Source organism: Streptomyces sp. NRRL S-87 (genome assembly GCF_000719335.1).
Lineage (GTDB): Bacteria > Actinomycetota > Actinomycetes > Streptomycetales > Streptomycetaceae > Streptomyces.
Genome location: NZ_JOGB01000004.1, coordinates 122,825 through 147,720, shown reverse-complemented (window position 1 = coordinate 147,720; position 24,896 = coordinate 122,825). Strand labels below are relative to the sequence as shown.

The 24,896-nt window shown below is 73.4% G+C and carries 22 protein-coding genes; 7 read left to right on the top strand and 15 right to left on the bottom strand.

Going from position 1 to position 24,896, the window contains the following annotated elements:
* The first annotated feature begins 35 nt into the window (after positions 1 to 35).
* Positions 36 to 1,376 (top strand): UDP-glucose/GDP-mannose dehydrogenase family protein, encoded by a 1,341-nt coding sequence (locus tag IF43_RS0104435; RefSeq protein WP_030194045.1) that lies wholly within the window; start codon positions 36 to 38, stop codon positions 1,374 to 1,376.
* Between the two features lie 64 nt (positions 1,377 to 1,440).
* On the opposite strand, the gene IF43_RS36045 is transcribed toward IF43_RS0104435, so the two are convergent.
* Positions 1,441 to 1,755 (bottom strand): hypothetical protein, encoded by a 315-nt coding sequence (locus tag IF43_RS36045; protein ID WP_037887338.1) that lies wholly within the window; start codon positions 1,753 to 1,755, stop codon positions 1,441 to 1,443.
* Between the two features lie 131 nt (positions 1,756 to 1,886).
* Between IF43_RS36045 and IF43_RS41415 the strand changes: the two genes are divergently transcribed.
* Entirely contained in the window at positions 1,887 to 3,380 is a 1,494-nt protein-coding gene (locus IF43_RS41415) for a hypothetical protein (protein WP_051794666.1), read from the top strand.
* A gap of 9 nt (positions 3,381 to 3,389) precedes the next feature.
* Here the strand turns inward: IF43_RS41415 and IF43_RS0104420 are convergent, their stop codons facing one another.
* The gene (locus IF43_RS0104420) at positions 3,390 to 3,878 is read right to left on the bottom strand and encodes a CGNR zinc finger domain-containing protein (protein WP_030194039.1); all 489 of its coding nucleotides are present in this window, start codon (positions 3,876 to 3,878) and stop codon (positions 3,390 to 3,392) included.
* 113 nt (positions 3,879 to 3,991) lie between these two features.
* On the opposite strand from IF43_RS0104420, the gene IF43_RS0104415 reads away from it, so the two are divergent.
* A complete protein-coding gene (locus IF43_RS0104415) occupies positions 3,992 to 4,357 on the top strand; it encodes a VOC family protein (RefSeq protein ID WP_030194036.1) in 366 nt (121 codons plus the stop codon).
* A 216-nt stretch (positions 4,358 to 4,573) separates the two neighbouring features.
* Here the strand turns inward: IF43_RS0104415 and IF43_RS0104410 are convergent, their stop codons facing one another.
* From IF43_RS0104410 to IF43_RS0104400, 3 genes are read right to left on the bottom strand one after another with little or no spacing between them, the layout of a single operon-like run.
* Positions 4,574 to 5,749 (bottom strand): dipeptidase, encoded by a 1,176-nt coding sequence (locus IF43_RS0104410; protein WP_030194033.1) that lies wholly within the window; start codon positions 5,747 to 5,749, stop codon positions 4,574 to 4,576.
* Positions 5,746 to 6,279 (bottom strand): 5-(carboxyamino)imidazole ribonucleotide mutase, encoded by a 534-nt coding sequence (gene purE, locus IF43_RS0104405; protein ID WP_030194031.1) that lies wholly within the window; start codon positions 6,277 to 6,279, stop codon positions 5,746 to 5,748. Before purE ends, IF43_RS0104410 begins: the two co-directional genes overlap by 4 nt.
* A complete protein-coding gene (locus IF43_RS0104400; protein WP_267884726.1) occupies positions 6,276 to 7,415 on the bottom strand; it encodes a 5-(carboxyamino)imidazole ribonucleotide synthase in 1,140 nt (379 codons plus the stop codon). The genes purE and IF43_RS0104400 overlap by 4 nt, the downstream gene beginning before the upstream one ends.
* Before the next feature lie 214 nt (positions 7,416 to 7,629).
* Here IF43_RS0104400 and IF43_RS0104395 point away from each other — a divergent pair, with 214 nt between their 5' ends.
* A complete protein-coding gene (locus tag IF43_RS0104395) occupies positions 7,630 to 8,205 on the top strand; it encodes a GtrA family protein (RefSeq protein WP_030194025.1) in 576 nt (191 codons plus the stop codon).
* Between the two features lie 30 nt (positions 8,206 to 8,235).
* Here the strand turns inward: IF43_RS0104395 and IF43_RS0104390 are convergent, their stop codons facing one another.
* Positions 8,236 to 9,501 carry an ATP-binding protein gene (locus IF43_RS0104390; RefSeq protein ID WP_030194022.1) on the bottom strand — a complete coding sequence of 422 codons (1,266 nt, stop codon included), beginning with the start codon at positions 9,499 to 9,501 and terminating at the stop codon, positions 8,236 to 8,238.
* A 185-nt stretch (positions 9,502 to 9,686) separates the two neighbouring features.
* Positions 9,687 to 10,364, bottom strand: a complete 678-nt coding sequence (locus IF43_RS0104385) for a response regulator transcription factor (RefSeq protein WP_030194018.1) — start codon at positions 10,362 to 10,364, stop codon at positions 9,687 to 9,689.
* Positions 10,365 to 10,723: 359 nt separating this feature from the next.
* Here IF43_RS0104385 and IF43_RS0104380 point away from each other — a divergent pair, with 359 nt between their 5' ends.
* Entirely contained in the window at positions 10,724 to 12,244 is a 1,521-nt protein-coding gene (locus tag IF43_RS0104380; protein ID WP_030194015.1) for a peptide MFS transporter, read from the top strand.
* Between the two features lie 189 nt (positions 12,245 to 12,433).
* Here IF43_RS0104380 and IF43_RS0104375 read toward each other — a convergent pair whose 3' ends face one another.
* The 4 genes from IF43_RS0104375 to IF43_RS0104360 form a co-directional block, all read right to left on the bottom strand.
* Positions 12,434 to 13,870 (bottom strand): hypothetical protein, encoded by a 1,437-nt coding sequence (locus tag IF43_RS0104375; RefSeq protein WP_030194012.1) that lies wholly within the window; start codon positions 13,868 to 13,870, stop codon positions 12,434 to 12,436.
* Positions 13,867 to 15,018: a neocarzinostatin apoprotein domain-containing protein gene (locus IF43_RS36035; RefSeq protein ID WP_234331943.1), complete on the bottom strand. Its 1,152-nt coding sequence runs from the start codon at positions 15,016 to 15,018 to the stop codon at positions 13,867 to 13,869. Before IF43_RS36035 ends, IF43_RS0104375 begins: the two co-directional genes overlap by 4 nt.
* A 197-nt stretch (positions 15,019 to 15,215) precedes the next feature.
* Positions 15,216 to 16,571: a hypothetical protein gene (locus tag IF43_RS37775; RefSeq protein ID WP_051794664.1), complete on the bottom strand. Its 1,356-nt coding sequence runs from the start codon at positions 16,569 to 16,571 to the stop codon at positions 15,216 to 15,218.
* Between the two features lie 15 nt (positions 16,572 to 16,586).
* A complete protein-coding gene (locus IF43_RS0104360; protein ID WP_030194001.1) occupies positions 16,587 to 17,279 on the bottom strand; it encodes an LPXTG cell wall anchor domain-containing protein in 693 nt (230 codons plus the stop codon).
* 189 nt (positions 17,280 to 17,468) lie between these two features.
* Between IF43_RS0104360 and IF43_RS0104355 the strand changes: the two genes are divergently transcribed.
* Complete coding sequence (locus IF43_RS0104355; RefSeq protein ID WP_030193999.1) at positions 17,469 to 18,407, top strand: alpha/beta hydrolase; 939 nt, start codon at positions 17,469 to 17,471, stop codon at positions 18,405 to 18,407.
* Positions 18,408 to 18,417: 10 nt separating this feature from the next.
* Positions 18,418 to 19,182, top strand: a complete 765-nt coding sequence (locus IF43_RS0104350) for a YafY family protein (RefSeq protein WP_051794662.1) — start codon at positions 18,418 to 18,420, stop codon at positions 19,180 to 19,182.
* 33 nt (positions 19,183 to 19,215) lie between these two features.
* Here IF43_RS0104350 and hutI read toward each other — a convergent pair whose 3' ends face one another.
* The 4 genes from hutI to hutU all read right to left on the bottom strand — a co-directional run bounded on the left by hutI (position 19,216) and on the right by hutU (position 24,797).
* The gene (gene hutI, locus IF43_RS0104345) at positions 19,216 to 20,388 is read right to left on the bottom strand and encodes an imidazolonepropionase (RefSeq protein WP_030193993.1); all 1,173 of its coding nucleotides are present in this window, start codon (positions 20,386 to 20,388) and stop codon (positions 19,216 to 19,218) included.
* A gap of 136 nt (positions 20,389 to 20,524) precedes the next feature.
* Positions 20,525 to 21,901: a formimidoylglutamate deiminase gene (locus IF43_RS0104340; RefSeq protein ID WP_107048390.1), complete on the bottom strand. Its 1,377-nt coding sequence runs from the start codon at positions 21,899 to 21,901 to the stop codon at positions 20,525 to 20,527.
* Entirely contained in the window at positions 21,892 to 23,094 is a 1,203-nt protein-coding gene (locus IF43_RS0104335; RefSeq protein WP_030193986.1) for an allantoate amidohydrolase, read from the bottom strand. The genes IF43_RS0104340 and IF43_RS0104335 overlap by 10 nt, the downstream gene beginning before the upstream one ends.
* A gap of 38 nt (positions 23,095 to 23,132) precedes the next feature.
* Positions 23,133 to 24,797: a urocanate hydratase gene (gene hutU / locus IF43_RS0104330; RefSeq protein WP_030193982.1), complete on the bottom strand. Its 1,665-nt coding sequence runs from the start codon at positions 24,795 to 24,797 to the stop codon at positions 23,133 to 23,135.
* Between the last annotated feature and the right edge of the window lie 99 nt (positions 24,798 to 24,896).

Genomic DNA, 24,896 nt, shown 5'->3' with positions numbered 1-24,896 from the left:
CCGTTGTTCTCTCCTTTGCCCCTCAGGAGCACCGCATGGCCCTCAAGATCACCGTGATCGGCACTGGCTACCTCGGCGCCACCCACGCCGCCGCCATGGCCGAGCTGGGCTTCGAGGTCATGGGTCTGGACATCGTCCCGGAGAAGATCGAGATGCTGGCCGCCGGCCGGGTCCCGATGTACGAGCCGGGGCTGGAGGAGCTGCTGGCCGCGCACGTGGCCGGGCTGCCGGGCGCCACGGGCCGGCTGCGCTTCACCACCTCCTACGAGGAGGCGGGCGCCTTCGGCGACGTCCACTTCATCTGCGTGAACACCCCGCAGAAGTACGGCGAGTACGCGTGCGACATGTCGTACGTCGACTCGGCGGTCGAGCAGCTCGCCCCGCACCTGACCCGGCCGGCGCTGGTCGTCGGCAAGTCGACGGTGCCGGTGGGATCGGCGGACCGGCTCGCGGCGCGGCTGGCGGAGCTGGCCCCGGCGGGCACGGACGTGGAGCTCGCGTGGAACCCGGAGTTCCTGCGCGAGGGCTTCGCGGTCGGCGACACCCTGCACCCGGACCGGATCGTGGTGGGCGTGCGCAGCGCGCAGGCGGAGAAGCTGCTGCGCGAGGTGTACGCGACGCCGATCGCGGAGGGGTCGCCGCTGGTGGTGACGGACTTCCCGACGGCCGAGCTGGTCAAGACGGCGGCGAACTCCTTCCTGGCGACCAAGATCTCCTTCATCAACGCGATGGCCGAGGTGTGCGAGGCGGCCGGCGGCGACGTCGCGAAGCTGGCGGAGGCGATCGGGCACGACGACCGGATCGGCTCGAAGTTCCTGCGGGCCGGCATCGGCTTCGGCGGCGGCTGCCTGCCGAAGGACATCCGGGCGTTCATGGCCCGGGCGGGCGAGCTGGGTGCCGACCAGGCGCTGACCTTCCTGCGGGAGGTCGACTCGATCAACATGCGGCGGCGCGGGCACATGGTGGAGCTGGCCCGCGAGGCGGTCGGGGGCTCGTTCCTGGGCGTGCGGGTGGCCGTGCTCGGTGCGACGTTCAAGCCCGACTCGGACGACGTGCGCGACTCGCCGGCGCTGAACGTCGCCGGGCAGATCCACCTCCAGGGCGGTCAGGTCACCGTCTACGACCCCAAGGGCATGGACAACGCGGCGCGGGTCTTCCCGACGCTCGCGTACGCGCCCTCCGCCGCGGCGGCGGTCGCGGGTGCGGACGTCGTGCTGCACCTCACCGAGTGGCGCGAGTTCCGCGAGCTGGACCCGGCGGCCCTGCGGCCCACGGTCTCGACCCCCCTGATCCTCGACGGCCGCAACGCCCTCGACGCCTCCCTGTGGCGGGCGGCGGGCTGGACGTACCGCGCGATGGGCCGCCCCCGCGCCTGACCTCCTTCCGGGCCGGCCGCACGTCGCGGCGGCCCGGGCCGGACGCCGACCGGAGCACCGCCCCTCAAGGGGTGGTGCTCCGGTCGTTCCGGTCGGCACCGCCGGCGTCCCGGTCGTGCCGGTCGTTGCGGTCGGCACCACCGGCGGCCCGGTCGTGCCGGTCGTTGCGGTCGGCACCACCGGCGGCCCGGTCGTCCCGTCCGGGGCCGTCCCCGCCACGGCCGCCGTCACCCCGCCAGGCGGCGTACAGGCCGGAGACGACGACGGCGACAGCGGCGAGCGACTCCGGCGCCGCGCCGCGCAGGACGAGTGCGACGCTCGTCCCGAGGACGGCGAGGAAGACGACGAGGTCCTGGACGCGCCTGTCGCGCTGCGGCATGGTCCGGCTCCTTTCACGAATGCGGCGACCGTCGCGCCGGCGTCCTGCCAGACTCACAAGGCGGCGGGCGCTGCGGGAGGTGCCGCACTGCTGCCGACGGTGTGGCAGCACGGCGGACGGGGGCGCGGCAGATGACCGAACTGAGGCCGATCGGCGACGACGTGCCGGCGGCGACGGGTGAACTCGCCTCGGCCTTGAGGGAGTTGTTCCAGGGCCTGAAAGTGTCGGTCCGCCGGTACTCCGCCCGGCGCGCGTACGACTCGGCCACGGTCTCTCGCTACCTCGGCGGGCGGAGGGTGCCGCCATGGGAGTTCGTGTCCAACCTCGTGTACGACGTGGCGGAGAAGCGTGGCCTGGCCCCGACCGAGGAAGCCGTCACGTTGCTCCGCGCCCTCCACTCCGCCGCACTTCTGGCCGGCGGCAGCCCTCATCACAGGCAGCAGTTGCTGGAGCGGCGGCTGGCGGAGGCCGATCTGGAGGCCCGGCGGGCCGAGGCGCGCGAGCGCCGGCTGGAGGACCAGCTGCTGGACGCGGAGCACCGGATCCGCGATCTGGAGGTACGTCATCGCGTGCAGCTGGCGTCCGATGCGTTACCCCTGCCCGACGACAACAGCGGCACCGGCACGACGGGGGACGACTTCGAGCTGTCCCGGCTGCGTCGGCAGGTCGCCGAGCTGACCGAGGAACTGGACCGGGTCCGGGTTCTCCACTTACGGGCCGAGGAGCGCTGCGCGCAACTGGAGCACCAGCTCGCCCGGGCCGAGGCCGAGGGGCAGGCAGAGGCGGCGCTGGAGGGGGTGGTGGTGCCCGCCGACCCGTCGGAGGCGGCTCCGGAGCCGGGCGGCGGAGAAGGGGCGGGCGCCGCCCCGACGGGAGTGGTGCGCAACCAGGTGGTGTCCTCCCCCGGCTCGGTGTCACCCCACACGGTGTACCAGTTCGGGCACGTCAACGGCGGCCTGACGGTCGTCAGCGACGGCTGGAACGTGGACGAGGAGCACGTGGCGGCGGTGACCGTGCGGTTATGGTTCGGCAGGGCGCTCCTCGCCAACGGGCTGCTCCTGGACTCACGGACCGTGGTGGCACCCGTCCCCTCCGCGGACGCCGCCCGGTGGCACGTCGCCCTGGGCATCGCCGACGCGCGGCGCGACCTCGTCGTGGAGACGGTCGCGGGCGAACGGGCCGCGGCGGCCTTGGGACCACATGAGTCCTACGCGTACAGCGGGTCCCTGCTCGGGAGGTTCCGCCCCACTCTCGCGCTGCTGCACCTGAAGGACTCCGTCACGGCACCCGACCGGCCTCCTGCGGTGGACTGGAGGTTCACGCCGGGCAGCAAGCTCCTCGTCAGCGGCCGGACGGCCACGGAGCGGTACTCCTGCGTACTCGACGTCACGCGCAGGGTCGGGGACTGGCTGCACACCGTCGGGGACCTGGTCCCGGGCCTGCACGGGGCACCGGCCTTCTCCAGCAGCGGTCAGCTGGCGGGCCTCGTGGTCTCCCACGATCTGCCCCCCGCCGGGGGGGTGCTGGTGGCGGGCAGGCAGCCGGAGCGCGGTCTGCTGCTGTCCGCGGCGGCGCTGCACGCCCTGCCGGGCTTCGATCCGGGCGGCTCCGGCGCGGGCGGTTAGGACCACCGGTCAGGACTGGCGGGAGCGGTAGGTGCGCATCTTGGCGCGGCTGCCGCACACGGACATCGTGCACCAGCGGCCGCGGCCGGCCGGGCTGCGGTCGTAGTACGCCCAGCGGCAGTCGTCCGCCGCGCAGGCCTTGAGGCGCTGCCAGGTGCCGGCGGCCACGGCCTCGGCGATCGCGGCGGCGACGCGGGCGGGGAGCCCGTCGCCCGTGGGGCGGAGGGCGGCGGTGCCGTCCGGGGTGACCGAGAGCGTCAGCGGGGCGGCGGCGAGGACGTCGTTCAGGCCGGCGTGGGCCGCGTCCGACATCGCGTGGCCCGCGTGGGCGAGGCAGGCGGCGCGCAGGGCCTCGCGGAGGTCGGCCGCCTCGGTGAGGGCGGCGCCGGACAGGCCGAACTCCGCCGCCAGGCGGTCCTCTCCGGTGTCCACCCGCAGCGTGTTGATCAGCGCCTCCACGAGCGCGAGGCCGCCGGGTGCGGGCGCTCTCTCCGTCATGCCGTCGACGTTACCTCCTGGACCGGGGAAGGGGTAACGCCTAGGGTGGGCGTTACCGGTACTTGGCTTGTTCCGGTAACAGTGTCGTTTCCCCGTGCGCCTCAGGAGGAGTCATGGCCATCGCCAAGCTCGGGACCGTCGTCCTGGACTGTCCCGACCCGCTCGCCCTCGCCGAGTTCTACGCCGCCCTGCTCGGCGGGACGGCCGCCCTGGAGGAGGACGGCACGTGGGCCGACCTCGCGGTGCCGGGCGGCCCGGCGCTGGCGTTCCAGAAGGCGTCGGGGCACGTCCCGCCGCGGTGGCCCTCGGAAGAGGGCTCGCAGCAGTTCCACCTCGACCTGACCGTCGAGGACCTCGACGCGGCCGGGCGGGAGGCCGTGGCCCTGGGCGCGAAGCCGCTCGATCCGGGTCCGGAGGGGCGTACCTGGCGGGTGTTCGCCGACCCGGCGGGGCACCCGTTCTGCCTCTGCGCCTGCTGATCCGCCGCGGGGTCGGGCGCCGGGCGTTCGCTCCGGTCTCGGCGGCAGCGGGGAGACCCGCTGCCGCCGTGGCACGGAGGGCGTACGGATTCGCGGCGGATGCGGCGGCCGGGTGATGCGAGGGGCCGGATGATGCGAGGGGCCGGATGATGCGAGGGCCGGGCCAAGCGGCGGTCCGGGTCGCCCGGTGGGGCCACCCGGACCGCCGCCGTCGTCCTACAGCCGCGCGTTGGACGCCGGTACGCCGCCCAGCGAGGCCGCCACCGACTCCGCGTCGCGCAACGCGCGCACGCCGTTGGACCAGGTCAGCTTCGTCAGATCGGCCTTGGACCAGCCGCGGTCGAGGAGTTCCGCGATCAGGTTCGGGTAGCCGGCCACGTCGTCGAGCCCGGACGGGGTGAAGGCCGTGCCGTCGTAGTCGCCGCCGATGCCGATGTGGTCGACGCCCGCCACCTCGCGCATGTGGTCGAGGTGGTCGGCGACCGTCGCCGCGGTGGCGATCGGCCGCGGGTGCGCGGCCTCGAACGCCCGGTGGACCTCCATCGCCGCCGGCGTGGTGTCGAGGTGGTGCATCCCGTGCGCGCGCATGTTCTCGTCCGCCGCCGCGGTCCAGGCGACCGCCTCGGGGAGGATGAACTTCGGCACGAACGTGGCCATCGCCACGCCGCCGTTGGCGGGCAGCCGCTCCAGGACGTCGTCCGGCACGTTGCGCGGGTGGTCGCAGACCGCCCGCGCCGAGGAGTGCGAGAAGATCACCGGCGCCACGGAGACGTCGAGCGCGTCGCGCATCGTGGTCGCGGCCACGTGCGAGAGGTCGACGAGCATGCCGACCCGGTTCATCTCCCGGACGACCTCGCGGCCGAAGTCCGCCAGACCGCCGTGCCGGGCCTCGTCGGTGGCCGAGTCCGCCCAGTCGATGGTGTCGTTGTGCGTCAGGGTCATGTAGCGGACCCCGAGCAGGTGCAGCGCGCGCAGGGTGGCGAGCGAGTTGTTGATGGAGTGGCCGCCCTCGGCACCCATCAGGGAGGCGATCCGGCCCTCGGCGCGGGCCGACTCCATGTCGTCGGCCGTCAGGGCCCGGACCAGGTCGGCCGGGTACCGCTCGATCAGCCGGCCGACGACGTCGATCTGTTCCAGCGTGGCGCTGACCGCCCGGTCGCCGCTGTAGTCGCTGCGCACGTAGACCGACCAGAACTGGGCACCGACCCCGCCGGCCCGCAGCCGGCGCAGGTCGGTGTGGAGCATGCCGCGCATGTCGGCGGCGATGTCCCGCCGGTCGAGGTCGTAGTCCACCTGCTCGCGCAGCGCCCAGGGCAGGTCGTTGTGGCCGTCCACGACCGGGTGGCCCGCGAGCAGCTCGCGGGCCTCGGCCAGGCGGTCAGCCGCGCTCACTTGCCGAATCCGAACGACTCCTGGCCGGCGACCTTGGTGCGCAGCCGCTTGCCCTTCTCGGTGGCCTGGTCGTTCAGCTCCTGCTGGAAGTCCCGCATGCGGGCGAGCAGGTCCGGGTCCTGGGTGGCGAGGATCCGGGCGGCGAGGAGGCCGGCGTTGCGGGCGCCGCCCACCGAGACGGTGGCGACGGGCACGCCGGCCGGCATCTGCACGATCGACAGCAGGGAGTCCATGCCGTCGAGGTACTTCAGCGGGACGGGGACGCCGATGACGGGCAGCGGGGTCACCGAGGCGAGCATGCCCGGGAGGTGGGCGGCGCCGCCCGCGCCCGCGATGATCGCCTTGAGGCCGCGGTCGGCCGCGTCCTCGCCGTACGCGATCATCTCGCGCGGCATGCGGTGGGCGGAGACGACGTCGACCTCGTAGGGGATCTCGAACTCGTCGAGGGCCTGCGCGGCGGCCTCCATGACGGGCCAGTCCGAGTCGGAGCCCATCACGATGCCGATGAGGGGGGAGGCAGAGGTGCTCATTCGGTGATTGTTCCTCTGAGGTAGCCGGCTGCGTGGCGGGCGCGCTCCAGCACGTCGTCCAGGTCGTCGCCGAAGGTGTTGACGTGACCGACCTTGCGTCCGGGCTTCACGTCCTTGCCGTACATGTGGATCTTGAGCTGCGGGTCGCGGGCCATGCAGTGCAGGTACGCGGAGTACATGTCGGGGTAGTCCCCGCCGAGCACGTTGGCCATGACCGTCCACGGCGCGCGCGGGCGCGGGTCGCCCAGCGGCAGGTCGAGGACGGCCCGGACGTGGTTGGCGAACTGGGAGGTGACCGCACCGTCCTGGGTCCAGTGCCCGGAGTTGTGCGGCCGCATGGCCAGCTCGTTGACCAGGATCCGGCCGTCGGCCGTCTCGAAGAGCTCGACGGCCAGGTGGCCGACGACGCCGAGCTCCTTGGCGATCCGCAGGGCCAGGGCCTGCGCCTCGCCCGCGAGCTCCTCGGGGAGGTTCGGGGCGGGGGCGATGACGGTGTCGCAGACGCCGTCGACCTGGACGGACTCCACCACGGGGTACGCCACGGCCTGGCCGTGCGGGGACCGGACGATGTTCGCCGCGAGCTCGCGGACGAAGTCCACCTTCTCCTCCGCGAGGACCGGGACGCCCGCCTTGAACGGGGCCTCCGCGTCCTCCGCGGTCCGCACGAACCACACGCCCTTGCCGTCGTAGCCGCCGCGCACCGTCTTGAGGATGACGGGGAAGCCCCCGACCTCCTCGGCGAAGGCGGCCGCGTCCGCCGGATCGGCCACGATCCGGTGGCGGGGGCTGGGCGCGCCGATCTCGTCGAGCTTGGCGCGCATCACCCCCTTGTCCTGGGCGTGCACCAATGCGTCGGGCCCCGGGCGGACGGGGATGCCGTCCGCTTCCAGGGCCCGCAGGTGCTCCGTGGGTACGTGCTCGTGGTCAAAGGTGATCACGTCACAGCCGCGCGCGAAGGCACGCAGCGTGTCCAGGTCGCGATAGTCGCCGATGACGACGTCGCTCACGACCTGGGCCGCCGAGTCCTGTGGGGTGTCACTGAGGAGCTTGAATCTGATGCCGAGGGGGATGCCCGCCTCGTGGGTCATGCGGGCGAGCTGACCGCCGCCGACCATGCCGACTACCGGGAACGTCACGCTCCCAGGGTATCCGCCGTCCGGGGTGGCCCGACGACCCCGCCCCCGACCGGGCCCGGGACGGACGCGCAGGTCAGCGCTCTGTGAGCGGGTCGTCACTCTGTTCGTCACTCGGGTTTCCACAGCCCCGGGCGTACCCGACGGTCCCCGCTTAACATGGCTTGGTTGACGTATTCGAGTTGACGCCATCGACCGACAGGGGCTGAACGACACCATGAGCGCGTCGAAGCGGGGCGGTCTCTACGGGCGGGCCCGCGGCCTGGCTCGGGAGCTCGCGAAGTTCGGGGCGGTCGGAGGGCTCGGTCTGCTGGTCAACCTGGGCGTCTTCAACCTCCTGCGGCACACCACCGACCTCCAGGTCGTGCGCACCAGCGTGATCGCGACCGTCGTCGCGATCGCCTTCAACTACGTGGGCTTCCGCTACTTCACGTACCGCGACCGCGACAAGAGCGGGCGGACCCGCGAGCTGACGCTGTTCCTGCTGTTCAGCGTGGTCGGGCTGGTGATCGAGAACGGTCTGCTGTACGCGGCGACGTACGGGATGGGCTGGGACAGCCCGCTGCAGAGCAACGTCTTCAAGTTCCTGGGCATCGCGGTGGCCACCGCGTTCCGCTTCTGGTCGTACCGCACGTGGGTGTTCCGAGCCCTGCCGGCACCCGCCCCGCCCGCTGCTGCTGCCGCCGACCCTGCCGAGCCGGTGGTGGTGGTACGCCCGACCGCTGCGGCCGTACGAGCCGAGCGGGCGAAGCGCGCCGAGCGCCGCGAGGTGCCGGTACCGGACCGGCACTGAAGCCCGACCGGCTCCGCACCGGCCGCTCCGTCACCGCACCGGCCGCTCCGGCTCCGGGCGCTCGGCGGGCGTGGTGCTCAGGAAGATCGCGAAGACCGGCGGCTGCGTCTGGAGCAGTTCCAGCCGCCCGCCGTCCGCCTCCGCGAGGTCGCGGGCCACGGCGAGGCCGATGCCGGTGGAGTTGCGGCCGCTGATGGCCCGCTCGAAGATCCGGTTGCCGAGGTCGGCCGGGACGCCCGGGCCCTCGTCCGTGACCTCGATGACCGCCTGGTTCCCGGTGACGCGGGTGCGCAGGGCCACGGTGCCGCCGCCGTGCATGAGGGAGTTCTCGATCAGCGCGGCCAGGACCTGGGCCACGGCGCCCGGGGTGCCCACCGCGCGCATGCCCTGCTTGCCGGAGCGGACGATGGCGCGCCCCGCGCTGCGGTAGGCCGGCCGCCACTCCTCCACCTGCTGCTTGACCACCTCGTCGAGGTCGAACGGGACGGCGGAGCCGGTCCGCGGGTCGCGCGAGTTGGTCAGCAGCCGCTGGACGACGTCCGTGAGCCGCTCGACCTGGTTGAGCGCGATGGACGCCTCCTCGCGGACCGTCTCCAGGTCGTCCGTGACGGTGATCTCCTCCAACCGCATCGACAGGGCGGTCAGCGGGGTGCGCAGTTGGTGGGAGGCGTCCGCGGCCAGCCGGCGCTCGGCGGTGAGCATCCGCCCGATCCGCTCGGCGCTGGAGTCGAGCACGTCCGCGACCCGGTCCAGCTCCGGCACCCCGTACCGCTTGTGGCGGGGCCGCGGGTCGCCGGAGCCGAGGCGCTCGGCGGTTTCGGCGAGGTCGGTCAGCGGCGAGGTGAGCCGGTTGGCCTGGCGTACGGCGAGCAGGACGGCCGCCACGACGGCGAGCAGGGCCACCGCCGCGACCACGACCAGGGTGCGGCCGACCTCCTTGGTGACAACGGAACGGGGCTCCTCGACCGTGACCACCACACCCTGCTCACCGGTGCCGCGGCCGCGGATCACGCTGCCCTCGGGCCGCGTGCCCAGGGACAGCTCCGGCTGGCCGGGGGCGGTGATCCGGACGAACCGGTCGGGAGCCACCCGGTCGGACAGGGCCGCCGGGTCGAGCCGCTCCTTCTCCAGCACCTTGGACTCGACGATGCCGACGAGCTGCTGCGCCTCGTACTCGACGCTGTCCTGGGCGCTGTTCGTGATCGTCCGGGTCTCGACGATCACGAGCGAGACCCCGAACACGGCGATCACGACGAGCACCACGGCCAGGGTGGAATTGATCAGTCGGCGGCGCATGGGCTGGTGGTGCTCCCGGCTCTCACGGTGGTGCAGGTTCTCGAGCGGGTCGCGCTCGCGTCGGCGCCCGCGCTCAGCAGGGCCGGCTGCTCGCGCTCACCAGCGTCGGCGCACGCTGACTCTCGCAAGCCCGCGGAAGGCCGCGGAAGCCCGCGCAAGGCCGCGCAAGCCCGCGCCGGCTCGCTCTAGCTCTTCTCGAAGCGGAAGCCGACGCCGCGGACGGTGGCGATGTAGCGCGGATTGGCCGCGTCGTCGCCGAGCTTCTTCCGCAGCCATGAGATGTGCATGTCGAGCGTCTTGGTGGAGGACCACCAGGTGGTGTCCCAGACCTCGCGCATGAGCTGGTCGCGGGTGACCACCCGGCCGGCGTCGCGGACCAGGACGCGCAGGAGGTCGAACTCCTTGGCGGTGAGCTGGAGCTCCTCGTCGCCCATCCAGGCACGGTGGGACTCGACGTCGATCCGCACGCCGTGGGTGGCGGGGGGCTGCGCGGGCTCGGTGGCGCCGCGCCGCAGCAGGGCCCGGACGCGGGCCAGCAGCTCGGCGAGGCGGAAGGGCTTGGTGACGTAGTCGTCGGCGCCGGCGTCCAGACCCACGACCGTGTCGACCTCGTCGGCACGGGCGGTCAGGACCAGGATCGGGAAGCCGTGGCCTTCGGCACGCAGCCGACGGGCCACCTCGAGACCGTCCATCCCCGGCAGGCCGAGGTCGAGCACGACCAGGTCGACGGCGCCCTGCAGGCCGGCGTCGAGCGCGGTGGGTCCGTCCTCGCGCACCTCGACCTCGTACCCCTCCCGGCGCAGGGCGCGGGCCAGGGGCTCCGAGATGGATGCGTCGTCCTCGGCGAGCAGTACACGCGTCATGTGGGTGATGGTAGTCCGCGGCGGGTGCGGCCCGGGCTGCGATCGCACAGGCCTGCGGATCATGAGTTTGCGAACATGATCTCCTTCGAAATGCGATTTCGGTTCCTCCAGTAACCTGTGATCCATGTCTCAAGTCCTTCCATATGCCGCAGTGTCGTGTCGTATGGTGGCTGAAGTTTTGATGCACTACTGATGGACAGTTCTGCGCAAATAAGCGCCAAAACGGTCTTTATCCGTGCATTTCATCGAACGATCCGGAGTGGGTCCCGCACAGCTAGACGCTGGCGAGGACCTCCTCCGCCTCCACGGGCAACGACACCGCTCACAAAGCGGCCGTCCCGAGCAAGCAAGGAACGACCATGGCGTCAAGCCTGACGAAGGCCCCTGCCGGTACCACCGGCGAGAAGACCTTCTTCGGCCACCCCCGCGGCCTGGCCACTCTCTTCATGACCGAGATGTGGGAGCGCTTCTCCTACTACGGCATGCGCGCCCTCCTCGTGTACTACATCGTCTCCGGCGGTGCGGACATGGCGAAGGGCAGCCAGGGCGGCGGCCTGGCGATGACCGCGGCCACGGCCACGGCGATCTACTCCGTCTACGTGTCGATGGTCTACCTCATGGCCCTGCCGGGCGGATGGTTCGGCGACCGCGTCTGGGGTGCCCGCAAGACCGTCACCGTCGCCGGCTTCGTGATCATGGCCGGTCACGTCTCGCTGGCCATCCCCGGCCAGGCGATGTTCTTCGTCGGTCTGATCCTGGTCGCCCTCGGCTCGGGTCTGCTGAAGGCCAACATCTCCACGATGGTCGGCCACCTGTACGACGGTCCCGAGGACCCGCGCCGTGACGGTGGCTTCACCCTCTTCTACATCGGCATCAACCTGGGCGCCTTCGTCGCTCCGTTCGTCATCGGAACGGTCGGCAAGGAGTACAACTGGCACCTCGGCTTCGCCCTCGCCGCGGTCGGCATGGCGCTGGGTCTGGCCCAGTTCCTGTTCGGCACCCGCCACCTGAGCGCGAAGAGCAGCGTGGTCCCGAACCCGCTGACCCGCGAGGAGCGCAACGCGGTCATCGTGAAGGTCGCCGGCGTCTTCGGCGTCGCCGCCATCTTCTACGCGGTCATCGGCTTCACCGGCATCTTCACCCTCAACTGGGCGATGGTCCCGCTGATGGTCGCCGGTCTGCTCATCCCGATCGCCGTGCTGACGAAGATCAAGCGCGACAAGGACCTGAGCAACGCCGAGCAGTCGAAGATGACCGGCTACATCTGGTTCTTCGTCGCCGCGGCCGTCTTCTGGATGATCTACGACCAGGGTGGCTCGACGCTGTCCCTGTTCGCGGACGACAAGACCGCCGGCACGATGTTCGGCTTCGGCTTCTCCGCCACCTGGTACCAGTCGCTGAACCCGCTGTTCGTGATGGCGCTGGCCCCGGTCTTCGCCTGGCTGTGGCTGTGGCTCTCCCGCCGCAACAAGGAGCCCAACACCATCGTGAAGTTCGCGATGGGCCTGGTTCTGATCGGCGCCTCGTTCTTCGTCTTCATCGTCCCGATGAACATGGCGGGCGACGGCCACACCATGGTCTCCCCCATGTGGCTGGTCTCCATCTACATGATCCAGACCATCGGTGAGCTGTGCCTCTCCCCGGTCGGCCTCTCCGTCACCACGAAGATGGCCCCGCAGAAGTACGCCTCCCAGATGATGGGCGTCTGGTTCCTCGCCGTCACCGCCGGTGACTGCACCACCGGCCTCCTCTCGACGGCCGGCGTGGACCTGAACGGCATCGGCATCATCGGCCTCCAGGCCGCCCTCGCCGCGGTCGCGGGTCTGGCGGTGTACATGTACCGCAAGAAGGTGCAGGCGCTGATGGGCGACGTGCACTGAGCGTGCGCCGGGACGTGCGATGACCTGACGGGTCGCACGGCCGCAGCACCGCAGCAGGGGCAGGGCCCCGGCACACGGAAACGTGTGCCGGGGCCCTGCCCTTTTGGGGTCGTCGGGTATCAGTCGTCGGTCGGTCGGTCGGTCGGTCGTCCGTCGTCCGTCGTCCCTCGTCCGTCGTGCGTCGTGCGTTCAGCGCTCGCGGCGCAGTCGGCGCCAGGGGGTGAAGGTGAAGACCGCCGCGCCCAGCAGGAGCACGGTGCCCGCGACCAGGCCGAGGGCCTTGACGCCGGCCTCGGCGCCGCCGCCGGTGTGGGCGAGGCCGCCGTTCGAGCCCGAACTCGTCGTGCTGCCCGTGGTGGTGCCGTTGGTGGTGCTGCCGGTGGTCCCGCCCGGCTGCGCGGCCGTGTCGAGCTCCAGGGAGACGCCGGAGTTCGTGGCCTTGCACGGCACGGTGATGGGGGTCGCACCCGCACCCATGCGGACCTCGATGGTCAGCTGGTCCGGGCTGAGCGTCACCTTGCCGGACTTCCCGGGCTTGTAGGTACCGGTCATGTCGGAGAGCGAGACCGGACTGCCCTTGGGGATCGCGGCGGTGTTCGCCGGTCCGGAGACCTTGACCGCGCCGCTGTCGGCGCCGCCGAGCCTGACGTCCATCAGGGGCTTGAGCGCGCCCGGGGGGAGGTCCATCGGGCTGGCCATGGCGCCCTTGGCGGTCTTGACCGTGAGGTCGTAGCTGCCGCCGTTCTTCTTGGCGTTGACCGTGACCGGGGTCTTGATGCCGCCCGGGACGACCGCGCCGCAGTCGAACGACACCTGGACGGGCTTGCCCGGGAAGGTGGTCCCGCCGTTGCCGCCGCCGGTGGTGCTGCCGGACGTGGTGCCGGCGGTGGAACCGGAGGTCGTGCCCGAGGTCGTGCCGGACGTGGTGCCGGCGGTGGTGCCCGAGGTCGTTCCCGAGGTGGTGCCGCTGGTCGTGCCCGAGGTCGTTCCCGAGGTCGTGCCTGACGTGGTGCCTGACGTCGTGCCGGAGGTGGTCCCCGACGTGGTCCCTGACGTGGTGCCCGAGGTCGTGCCGCCCGAGGAGCCGGCGGAGACGTCGATCGTGGCGCCCGGGCCCACCGCGCCGATCGGGCTGCAGTGGGTGACGAAGGTGCCGAAGGAGAACGTGACGGCCACGTCGTACTTGCCCGGGGTGAGCGTGATCTTGCCGGCCTTCGTGAGCTTGACCTTGCCCTTCATGGTCGACATGACCATGGGGGCGCGCTTGGGGATCTTCGGGTTCTTCTTCTCGCCGACGAGCTTGGCCTCGCCCAGCCCGCCGCTCAGGGTGATCCAGCCGGTGGGCTGGACGGAGTCCTCCGGGATGTCCATCAGGTCGGTGTTGTTCGAGGCCGGCTTCACGGTCTCCCACGACACGTCCGCCTCGTCGCCGACCTTGGCCGAGGCCGGGGCCGTGATCCGCGCGGTGGTCTCGCCCTCCACGGGATCGCCGCCGCCCGCGGGCGGGACGCACTTGACCTTGAACGTGACCTCGGCGGCCTGGGCGGGCGAGGCCACCATCACGATGCCCGCGCCGCCGAGCAGCAGCGCGGCCGCTGCCGCGCACACCCTCCGTTGGGTCCTCACGACTGTCCCTTCGTTGTCGAACGGTTCTCAGACGGTGCGGATGTCTGTGGTGGTGCAGATGGTGCAGGTGATGTGGGTGGTTCGGGTGGTGTGGATGGTTCGGGTTCCGTTGGTGCGGGTCGTGCTCCCGGTGCGGTGTCCGGGGTGAACCACGGCAGGACCGCCGTGGTGGTCCTCGTGTCGCGGGCCGCGCGCCGCGTCGGCGGGCCCGGGACGCGCGGGAGCTTCGCCGTGACGGCGGCCGCGCCGTCGTCGGCGGGCGCCCGGTGCCGACCGGCCGGACCGGTCGCGGCGGGCCCGTCGGCGTACGGGGCCGGGGCGGCGTACGTTCCGCCGCCGCGCGGCCGGACCCGGTCGACCACCGCCATGCCGATACGGAAGACCCCGGCCGGGACGACCACGCAGAGCAGGATCCAGAAGAGCGTCACGCCGTACGGGCGGTCCACCCCCCAGGGCTGCGTGACCAGCGTTTTCTCCCCGTACTTGAGGAGGACGGTGTAGTCCCCGGACGCGCCCGCGTCCAGCGCCACGTGCAGGGCCACCCGGGCCTTCCCGCCCGGCTTGATGGTGCCCTTCCAGCGCCGTTCCTCGTACAGCGGCGCGAACACCCCGTGCGCGGTGCCGACCTGGAACACCGGGTCCGTGACCGGGGCCGCGCCCAGATTGCCGACCGTGACGACCAGCTCCCGCTCCGGCGGGGCGCCGAACCACGTCAGGATCCCGTCGTCGCCCTCCAACCGGGCCGCCGCGAGCACCGCCAGCCGGGGGCTGCCGGTCGCGGACGGCAGCGCGGCCACCGGATGATCGGTGATCTTGACGGGGGCGTCGGCCGACTCCGTGCCACCGGTGACGGTGGCCACGTGCACCACGCAGGGGCAGGGCTTGGGCGGGGCCACGACCGGCAGCTGCTTGCCGAAGCGGCCGGCCGCGTCGGTGGTGACGGCGCGGCCGTCGGCGTTGGCGCAGGAGTTGGTGCCGCCGATCATGTTCTGCCCGCAGACCAGCAGCATCAGGAGGGTGCGGGGTCGCCAGCCGGTGCCCGCGACGGTGACTTCGGTGCCCTTGGCCACTTCCTGGAGGGAGAGTTCGACGGTCTGGCCGCCCTCCGTCGGCGCGGCGGTGGCGGGCGGGGCCGCCAGCAGGGCCAGGACGGCCGTGACGACGAGCGCGACGGCGCCGACGGCGCCGACGGCGCCGATGGCCCGTACCGCGGCGGGCAGTTCCGCTGTGCGGGTACGAGTGCGAGTGCGAGCCGCGCGTTCGCGGGACCGGTGCCGGAGCGGGTCCGGGTGCCGGTCCCGGTGCGGGTGCCGGTTCGGGTTCCGGTGCCCGGCCGTGCCGCTGTTCACCTGGGCGCTCCTGTCAACTCGGGTACGGGTACGACACGTTCGGTCGACTCCGGGGGCTCCGGTGCGGGCCGGGGCCGGTCGTGGGTGCGTACGAGCAGCCCGACGACCGCGGCCACGCCCGCGACGCCGAGCGCGGCGAGGCCGGTCCGGCCGAGGACGCCCCCGGGCACGAAGCGGGCCGAGGCGGTGGCCTCGGCGCGGGCACCCCCGGCGGCGGTGACGGTCAGGCGCAGGTCGACCGAGTCGAACGCCGGCGCGTCGGGCCAGGGTTCGGCCAGTTCGACGCGCCGGCCCGGCAGCAGCTCGACCGCCAGCGGGTGGGCCGGCGGGGCCGCCACGTTCCCGAAGAGGCCGTCGGCGCCGACCGCCAGTTCGGGAGCCAGCGCGGTGTTGCCGCGGTTGACCAGGGCGTACCGGATGCGGGTGGCCGCGCCCCGGCCGGTGACGGCGACGTCCTCCACGGTGAGTGCGGCCAGGGTCGGGCCGCTGACCCGCAGTTGGACGCGGACGACCGCCTCGCGGGTGCCCTCGGAGGCCACGACCGCGGCCGGGTGGTCGCCGGGTACGGCGCCGGCCGGCACGGTGAGGGTGAAGGGCACCAGGGCGCGGGTGCGGGGCGGGACGCGCAGGGTGGTCTCCCCGCCGCCCCGGCCGGGGCCGCCGGACGCGCCGAAGGCGATCCAGGCACCGGCGTCGGGGGCGGGGGCCGGGATGACCTCCGGACCGGCCTGGGTGGTCGGAGCGGTTCGGGGGGTACTCGGCGCGGTGGGGGCGGTTCTGGGGGTGGGTGCGGTTCTGGGGGTGGGTGCGGCTTCGGGGGCTGGTGCCGGTGCGGTTCTGGTCGGCGCTCCGGCGGCGGGGCGTACGGCCACGGCGCCGCCGCGGGCGTTGTAGGCGTCGGCTCCGCGCAGGGTGAGCGTGACCGCCCGGTCGGAGGGGTTGGTCAGGGCGAGCCTGTCCTGGAGGACGGTGCCGGGTACGCCCTCGAAGTAGAAGTACGGGCGGCCGTCCGGGCTGCCGGGTGGTGTGGCGGGGCCGGCGGCGGGGCGGACGGTCCAGGCGGGCCCGGCCGGTTCGCCGAGTCCGACGGGTCCGCCGGGTGCGGCCGTCCGGGCGGGTGTGGCGGGTGCCCGCACCGCAGCGGGCGGGGCGGCGACAGCGGGCGGCGCAGCACCGGGCAGGGCAGCGGCAGTGGGCAGGGCGGCAGCAGCGGGCAGGGCGGCAGCAGGCGCGGACGGGCCCAGGAGGGCCGTGGCCGCGGCCGCGGCCGCCGCGGCGACCGCGACGGCGGCGGCGAGCGGGGCGAGTACGGCGGCCCGGGTGCGGGGGCGGCGGTGGGGGCGCGTCGGCATGGGCGGCGGTCCCGGTCAGGCTCCGGAGCGCTGCCCGCGCCGGGTCAGCCACAGCACCCCGGCCGCCCCGGCGAGCAGCACGGTGCCGCCGAGGGTGCCGAGGGCGAGGGCCGAGTCGGCGGGGCCGGTCTGCGGGAGGGTGCCTGGGTCGGCGCCGGACGTCGTGGTCTGCGGGGCCGTGCCGCCGCCGGCAGCGGTGACGTCGAGGGAGAGGGAGGGCCCGGGACCGTTGCCCGGCGTGCAGGTGGTGGTCGTCATCATCGCCTCGATGGTGAGCACCCCGGCGGTGAAGGTGACCTTGCCGCTGTGCTTGGGCGTGTAGGTGCCCGACAGGTCACTGATCTTGATGGGGGTGTTGGCGGGGGCGGCGACGGCGTTCGGCGGCCCGGACACGGCCAGGGTGCCGGAGTCGGCACCGCCGAGCCTGATGACCGCGCGGGGGCGCATCGCGCCCTTGCCGAGCTCGATGGGGCTGGAGGAGACGCCCTTCTGGAAGGTCATGGTGACCGTGTAGGAGTTGCCGGATCCGGTCCTGACGGCGGTGATGTCGATCGGGGAGACCGCCGACTTCGGGCCGATCGGAGTCTGACAGTCGTACTTCACGTCGACGACCCGGGCGTGGGCCGCGGGGGCGGTCGTCAGGACCACCGAGCCGGCCAGGGCCGCGGCCAGCGCGAGCGCGGCCGGGCGGGGTTTGTGCGTGGACACCTGTGGTTCCCCCTCGGACCGAAGTTACTGACGACACATCAGATTGAGCCGTCAAGGTACGCCCGGGGCCTTGGAGAGGGAAGACGGAGGACGGGCCGGATCGGGCCCGCCGACGCACACCCGAACGTGTCGCACCTCACGGGGAAACGGTGACAGGGGGTTGTCGCGGACGGCTGCGAGGGTCGGGGCATGACGATCACCGATGAGGACTGCCTCGCCGAAACCCTGGCGTTCAACGAGGAATTCGAGGCCCGCGCCGTGGACCGCCCGGCGCGCGACCGGGCACCGGACGCCGCCGTGCTGGCGGCCCTGCGACGCAACCGGCTCGGCGGGGAGGCGCCTCCGGTCCGACTGCCGCACGGGCGGGACCGCGTCATCGCCGGCGGGGTACGGGTGAGGACGTTCGTGCCCGACCGCGTCGACGGCGTCTACCTGCACGTCCACGGAGGCGGCTGGGCGTTCGGCTCCGCGGACGGCCAGGACGAGAGGCTGTGGCGGCTCGCCGGGCGGGCGCGGCTGGCCGTGGTCAGCGTGGACTACCGCCTCGCACCGGAACATCCCTTCCCCGCCGGGCCCGACGACTGCGAGGCTGCCGCACGGTGGCTGGTGGAGCACGCCGTGACCGAGTTCGGCACCGGACGCCTGCTCATCGGGGGTGAATCGGCCGGAGCCCACCTGGCCGTGGTGACGCTGCTGCGGCTGCGCGACCGGCACGGCATCACCGGCGCGTTCCGGGCGGCCCACCTGCTCTTCGGCCCGTACGACCTCTCGATGACCCCGAGCCAGCGGTCGTTCGGCTCCAGACGGCTGCTGAGCAACACCGACACGCTGCGGCGGACCTACGAGCTGTTCACCCCGGGCATGGGGGCGGAGCAGCGCCGCGCTCCCGACGTCTCACCGCTGTTCGCCGACCTGACCGGCCTGCCACCCGCCCGGATGGTCGTCGGCACCGAGGACCCGCTGCGGGACGACTCGCTGTTCCTGGCCGCGCGGTGGCGTGCGGCAGGCGCGCCCGTGCGCCTCGACGTCGTCGCCGGCGCCATGCACGGCTTCACCCTGTTCCCTCTGACCGTCACCGCACGCGAGGAGCGGCGCCAGGGGGACTTCCTGTCCGCCGCGGGACGGTAGCGTCGCCGGTATGAACCGCACCGCCCGGCTGTACGCACTGGTGGAGGAGCTGCGTGCGGCGGCGCCACGACCGCGTACGGTCGCGGCGCTCGCCGCGCGCTTCGAGGTGAGCACGCGCACGGTGCAGCGCGACCTCCAGGTGCTCCTGGAGACCGGCGTCCCGGTGCGCGCCGCTGCCGGGCGGGGCGGGGGCTGGTCGATCGATCCGGACATGACCCTCCCCCCGGTCCGCTTCACCCCCGAGGAGGCCTCGGCCCTGGCCGTCGCCCTCGCCTCGGCCGACACCGCCGCCCCGTACGCCGCTGCGGCCCGCACGGCGGCCCGGAAGATCGCGGCCTCGATGACCGGCCCCGCCTCGGTCGCGGCGCGGGACCTGGCCGCCCGGATCGTCGCGCTGCCCCCGCCGTTCGATCCCGGGGTCCGTACCGCGGTGGAGGGGGCCCTCGCCGCCGGCACGGTCCTGCGGCTGTCCTACACCGACGCGGCGGGACACCCGAGCGTCCGCACGGTGGAACCGGCCGGACTCCTCACCGCCGGCGGCCGGTGGTACCTCGTCGCCTGGTGCCGCACGCGGCGGGCCGGCCGGGGCTTCCGGATGGACCGCATCACGGCGGCGGCCGCGACCACCGAGCAGGCGCCCGCCCGCGACCTGGCCGGGCTGCTGCGCGGCTCGGCCGCGGTCGGCGCGGTGCGGCCCGGCACCCTGGCCTCCTTCGCGGATCCGGTCACGGATCGGGCCGCGGATCGGGCCGCGAATCGGGCCGCGAGGACCTGAGCCGCCCCTCGGTGCGCCCCGCCTGCCCGGACCCTAGACGGCGCGCACGCCGCGCTGCCAGACCGCCGCGACCAGCGGGACGCCCGGGCGGTAGGCCAGGTGGACGTGGCTGGGCGCGTCGAGGAGGGCGAGGTCGGCGCGGGCGCCGGGAGCGACGCGACCGATGTCGGTGCGGCGCAGGGCGCGGGCGCCGCCGGCGGTGGCGGACCACAGGGCCTCGTCCGGGGTCATGCCCATGTCCCGGACCGCGAGGGCCACGCAGAACGGCATGGAACTGGTGTAGGAGGAGCCGGGGTTGCAGTCGGTGGACAGTGCCACGGTCGCGCCCGCGTCGAGCAGCCGGCGGGCGTCGGGCCACTGGGCGCGGGTGGAGAACTCGGCGCCGGGCAGCAGGGTGGCGACGGTCTCGGAGTTGGCGAGGGCGTCGACGTCCGCGTCCGTGAGGTGGGTGCAGTGGTCGGCGGAGGCCGCGCCGAGCTCGACGCCGAGCTGGACGCCGGGGCCGAAGCTGAGCTGGTTGGCGTGGATGCGCGGGGTCAGGCCCTTGGCCTTGCCTGCGGTGAGGATCGCGCGGGCCTGGTCGCCGTCGAAGGCGCCCTTCTCGCAGAAGACGTCGACCCAGCGGGCGTACGGGGCGCAGGCCTCGAGCATCTCGCCGGTCACGAGCTCGACGTACGCGGCCGGGTCGTCGGCGTAGTCGGGCGGGACGATGTGGGCGCCGAGGTAGGTGACCTCGTCGGTGTGGGCGGCGGCGATGCGCAGGGCGCGGGCCTCGTCCTCGACGGTGAGGCCGTAGCCGGACTTGGTCTCGAAGGTGGTGGTGCCCTGGCGGCGTGCCTCGTGGAGGTGGCGCACGAGGTTGGCTTCGAGCTCCTCGTCGGTGGCGGCGCGGGTGGCGGCGACGGTGGTGCGGATGCCGCCGGCCGTGTAGCTCCGGCCGGACATGCGGGCGTTGAACTCCTGGGTGCGGTCGCCGGCGAAGACGAGGTGGCTGTGGGAGTCCACGAAGCCGGGGATCACTGCTCGACCCTGCGCGTCGAAGGCGGCGTCGGCGGGCGGGGCCTGTGTCGTGGGGCCGACCCAGGCGATCGTGTCGCCGTCGAGGACGACGGCCGCGTCCTCGACCAGGCCGAGGGGGGAGGCGTCGCCGAGGGTGGGGTCGTTGGTGACGAGGCTGCCGATGTTCTTGATGACGGTGGTCGTCATGGTTCCTCTCAGGGCGGTTCGTTCCCCCCACCCCGCCCCTTCCCGGAACCGGGGCTCGCGACCCCGGCCGCCGCCGGGGCTGCGGCCCGGGCCCCGGGTACGGGGGAAGGGCGGGGGTGGGGGAAGGACCGGGTCGTCAGCCGCGGACGGCGGCGATGGAGTCGGACAGGGCGGCGGCGACGTCGCCGACCAGGGCGTGGGCGCCGTCGCGGACGACGTGGCGACCGCCGACCACCGTGTGGCGGACGTCGGACGCGGTGGCCGCGAAGACCGCGGTCTCGGCACCGAGGCGCGGCACGGGCCCGGCGGTGCGTACGGAGTCCAGGGCGATGGTCGTGAAGTCGGCGAGCGCACCGGCCTCCAGCGTGCCGGCGTCCGACCAGCCGAGGGCGGCGTGCCCGTCGGCGGTCGCGGCGCGCAGCAGCGCGGCGGCGGTCCAGTGCCCCCGGGTCCGCGAGGCCAGGCGCTCGTTGAGCTCCATGGCGCGCGCCTCCTCCAGCAGGTCGATGACGGCGTGGCTGTCGCTGCCCAGGGACAGCGGGCTGCCGGCCCGCTGGAGCCGGACGGCGGGGCCGATGCCGTCGGCCAGGTCGCGCTCGGTGGTCGGGCACATGCACGTACCGGTCGTCGTCCCGCCGAGCAGGGCGATGTCGGCGTCGGTGAGGTGCGTGTTGTGGACGCCGGTGGTGCGCGGGCCGAGGACGCCGTGGTCGGCGAGGAGCCGGGTCGGGGTGACGCCGTGGGCGGCCTCGCAGGCGTCGTTCTCGGCGGTCTGCTCGCTGAGGTGGACGTGCAGCGGGGCGCGCCGGGCCTCCGCCCAGCCGGCCACGGTCGCCAGCTGGTCCGCGGGGACGGCGCGGACGGAGTGGATCGCGGCGCCGATGCGGGCGTGCCCGCTCTCCTTGAGGGCCGAGGCCCGCTCGGCCCACGCGTCGGCCGTGCCGTCGGAGAAGCGCAGCTGGTGCGGGTTCGGGGCCTCGCCGAAGCCGGAGGAGAGGTAGGCGGTGTCGAGGAGGGTGATGCGGATGCCGGCCTCGGCGGCGGCCGCGATCAGCGCCTCGCCCATGGCGTTGGGGTCGTCGTACCGGGTGCCGCCGGGGGCGTGGTGGACGTAGTGGAACTCGCCCACCGACGTGATGCCGGCCAGGGCCATCTCGGCGTACACGGCCCGGGCGAGGGCGAAGTACGTGTCGGGGGTGAGCTTCTGGGCGACGCCGTACATGATCTCGCGCCAGGTCCAGAACGTGCCGGAGCCCACCTGCACGGTGCCGCGCAGGGCGCGGTGGAAGGCGTGCGAGTGGGCGTTGGCCAGGCCCGGGAGGGTGAGCCCCCGCAGGACCTCGGCGCCGGGCGGCGGGGCGTCGACCCCGGTGCGGACGGCGGTGATCCGGCCGTCGGCGGTCCCCGCGGCGGAGCCGCCGGTCGACACGGTCAGGGCGACGCCCGGCTCGACGTGGTCGTCGAGCCAGGCGTGCTCCAGCCAGTACGTCTTCTGCTGCGCGGTCAGCGGCACGCGAGACCTTCCAGTACGTCGGCGAGGGCGAGGACGCCGGCGACGCAGTCGTCCTCGGCCGCGAACTCGGCCGGGGAGTGGGAGACGCCGGTGGGGTTGCGTACGAACAGCATCGCGGTCGGGATCGAGCCGGAGAGGATTCCGGCGTCGTGTCCCGCGCCCGTGCCCAGGACGGGCACCTCGCGGCCCTGCGACGCGCCCAGGATGCGGGCCAGTTCGTCGCGCAGGGCGTGCTCGAACTCCACGACCGGGGTGAAGGACTCGCGCACGATGCGCAGGTCGATGCCGTCGCGCTCGGCCCGCTCCTGCGCGGCCTTCTCGATGGCCGTGACGACGGTGTCGAGGGTGGCCTGGTCGGCGGCGCGGGAGTCGAGCCAGCCGCGGACGAGGGAGGGGATGGCGTTGACGCCGTTCGGCTCGACCGCGATCTTGCCGAAGGTGGCGACGGCGCCGGCCAGCCGGGCCTCCTCGCGGGCGGCGAGGACGGTCTGGGCGTAGGTGAGCATCGGGTCGCGGCGGTCGACCAGGCGTGTGGTGCCCGCGTGGTTGGCCTCGCCGTGGAAGTCGAACCGCCAGCGGCCGTGCGGCCAGATGGCGGAGGCCAGGCCGACCCGGTCGCCCGACAGGTCGAGGGCGCGGCCCTGTTCGACGTGCAGTTCGACGAACGCGCCGATCCGGGCCAGCCGTTCGGGGTCCGGCCCGATGGCCTCGGGGTCGTACCCGGCGGCCTCCATCGCCTGCGGGAGGCTGATGCCGTCGGCGTCGCGCAGCTCGTACGCCTTCTCGCGGGTGAGCTGTCCGGCGGTGAGGCGGGAGCCGACGCAGGCCAGGCCGAATCGGGCGCCCTCCTCGTCGCCGAAGTTGCCGATCGCGAGGGGTCGGGTGAACGACGCGCCGCGGGCGCGGAGCTCGTCGAGGGCGGCGAAGGCGGAGACCACGCCGAGCGGGCCGTCGAAGGCGCCGCCGTCGGGGACGGAGTCGAGGTGGGAGCCGGTGACGACGGCGTCGCCGGCCTCGGGGTCGCCGAGCCAGGCCCACTGGTTGCCGTTGCGGTCGGTCTCGTAGGCGAGGCCGCGCTTCTCGGCCTCCGCGCGGAACCAGGCGCGGCAGTCCCGGTCCGCCTCGGTCCAGGCGTACCGGCGGTACCCGCCGCTGTCGGCGTTGCGGCCGATGGGCGCGAGCTCGTTCCACATGGTGTGGAAGGAGCCCGCGCCCGTCGTCGGGTGCGAGGTCACTCGGAGTCGCCCTCGCGCATGGGGATGCGGACGCCGCGCTCGTCGGCGACGGTCTCGGCGATGTCGTAGCCGGCGTCCACGTGGCGGATGACGCCCATGCCCGGGTCGTTGGTCAGGACGCGGCGGACCTTCTCGCCCGCGAGCGCGGTGCCGTCGGCGACGGTGACCTGGCCGGCGTGGATCGAGCGGCCCATGCCGACGCCGCCGCCGTGGTGGAGGGAGACCCAGGACGCGCCGGAGGCGACGTTGACCATGGCGTTCAGCAGCGGCCAGTCGGCGATGGCGTCCGAGCCGTCGAGCATGGCCTCGGTCTCGCGGTACGGGGAGGCGACGGAGCCGCAGTCCAGGTGGTCGCGGCCGATGGCCAGCGGGGCGGCCAGTTCGCCGGAGGCGACCATGTCGTTGAAGCGCTCGCCGGCCTTGTCGCGCTCGCCGTAGCCGAGCCAGCAGATGCGGGCGGGCAGGCCCTGGAAGTGGACGCGCTCGCCGGCCATCTTGATCCAGCGGGCCAGCGACTCGTTCTCCGGGAAGAGCTCCAGGATCGCCTTGTCGGTCTTGGCGATGTCCGAGGCCTCGCCGGACAGGGCGGCCCAGCGGAAGGGGCCCTTGCCCTCGCAGAACAGCGGGCGGATGTAGGCCGGGACGAAGCCGGGGAAGGCGAACGCGCGGTCGTAGCCGGCCAGCTGGGCCTCGCCGCGGATGGAGTTGCCGTAGTCGAAGACCTCGGCGCCGGCGTCCATGAACCCGACCATGGCCTCGACGTGCTTGGCCATCGACTCGCGGGCGCGGGTGGTGAAGCCGGCCGGGTCCTTGGCGGCGGCGTCGGCCATGTCCTCGAAGGCGACGCCGACGGGGAGGTACGCCAGCGGGTCGTGGGCCGAGGTCTGGTCGGTGACGATGTCGATGGGCGCGCCCATCGCGAGCAGCTGCGGGACCAGCTCGGCCGCGTTGCCGAGGACGCCGATGGACAGCGGCTTGCGCTGGTCGCGGGCCTCGGTGGCGAGCTGCAGGGCGTGGTCGAGGCTGTCGGCCCTGACGTCCAGGTAGCGGTGCTCGATGCGGCGCTCGATGGCGCGCGGGTCGACGTCGATGCAGATCGCGACGCCGTCGTTCATGGTGACGGCCAGCGGCTGGGCGCCGCCCATGCCGCCGAGGCCGGCGGTGAGGGTGATGGTGCCGGCCAGGGTGCCGTTGAACTTCTTCGCGGCGACGGCGGCGAAGGTCTCGTACGTGCCCTGGAGGATGCCCTGGGTGCCGATGTAGATCCAGGAGCCGGCGGTCATCTGGCCGTACATGGTCAGGCCGAGGGCCTCCAGACGGCGGAACTCCTCCCAGTTGGCCCAGTCGCCGACCAGGTTGGAGTTGGCGAGCAGGACGCGCGGGGCCCACTCGTGGGTCTGCATGACGCCGACCGGGCGGCCCGACTGGACGAGCATGGTCTCGTCCTGCTTCAGGGTGCGCAGGGTGCGGACCATGGCGTCGAAGGAGCGCCAGTCGCGGGCCGCCTTGCCGGTGCCGCCGTAGACGACGAGCTTGTCGGGGTGCTCGGCGACCTCGGGGTCGAGGTTGTTCTGGAGCATGCGGAGGGCGGCTTCCTGCTGCCATCCCAGGGTGCTGAGCTCGGTGCCTCGTGCAGCGCGAACGGGGCGGGGTCCTGACATGGCTGTGCCTCCTCCGATGTTGGTCAATCCATTCACATCCTGTCTCGCTGAATAGATTCAGTCAACAGCTGCGGCGGCGGGGCGCGGATGATTGGCTGA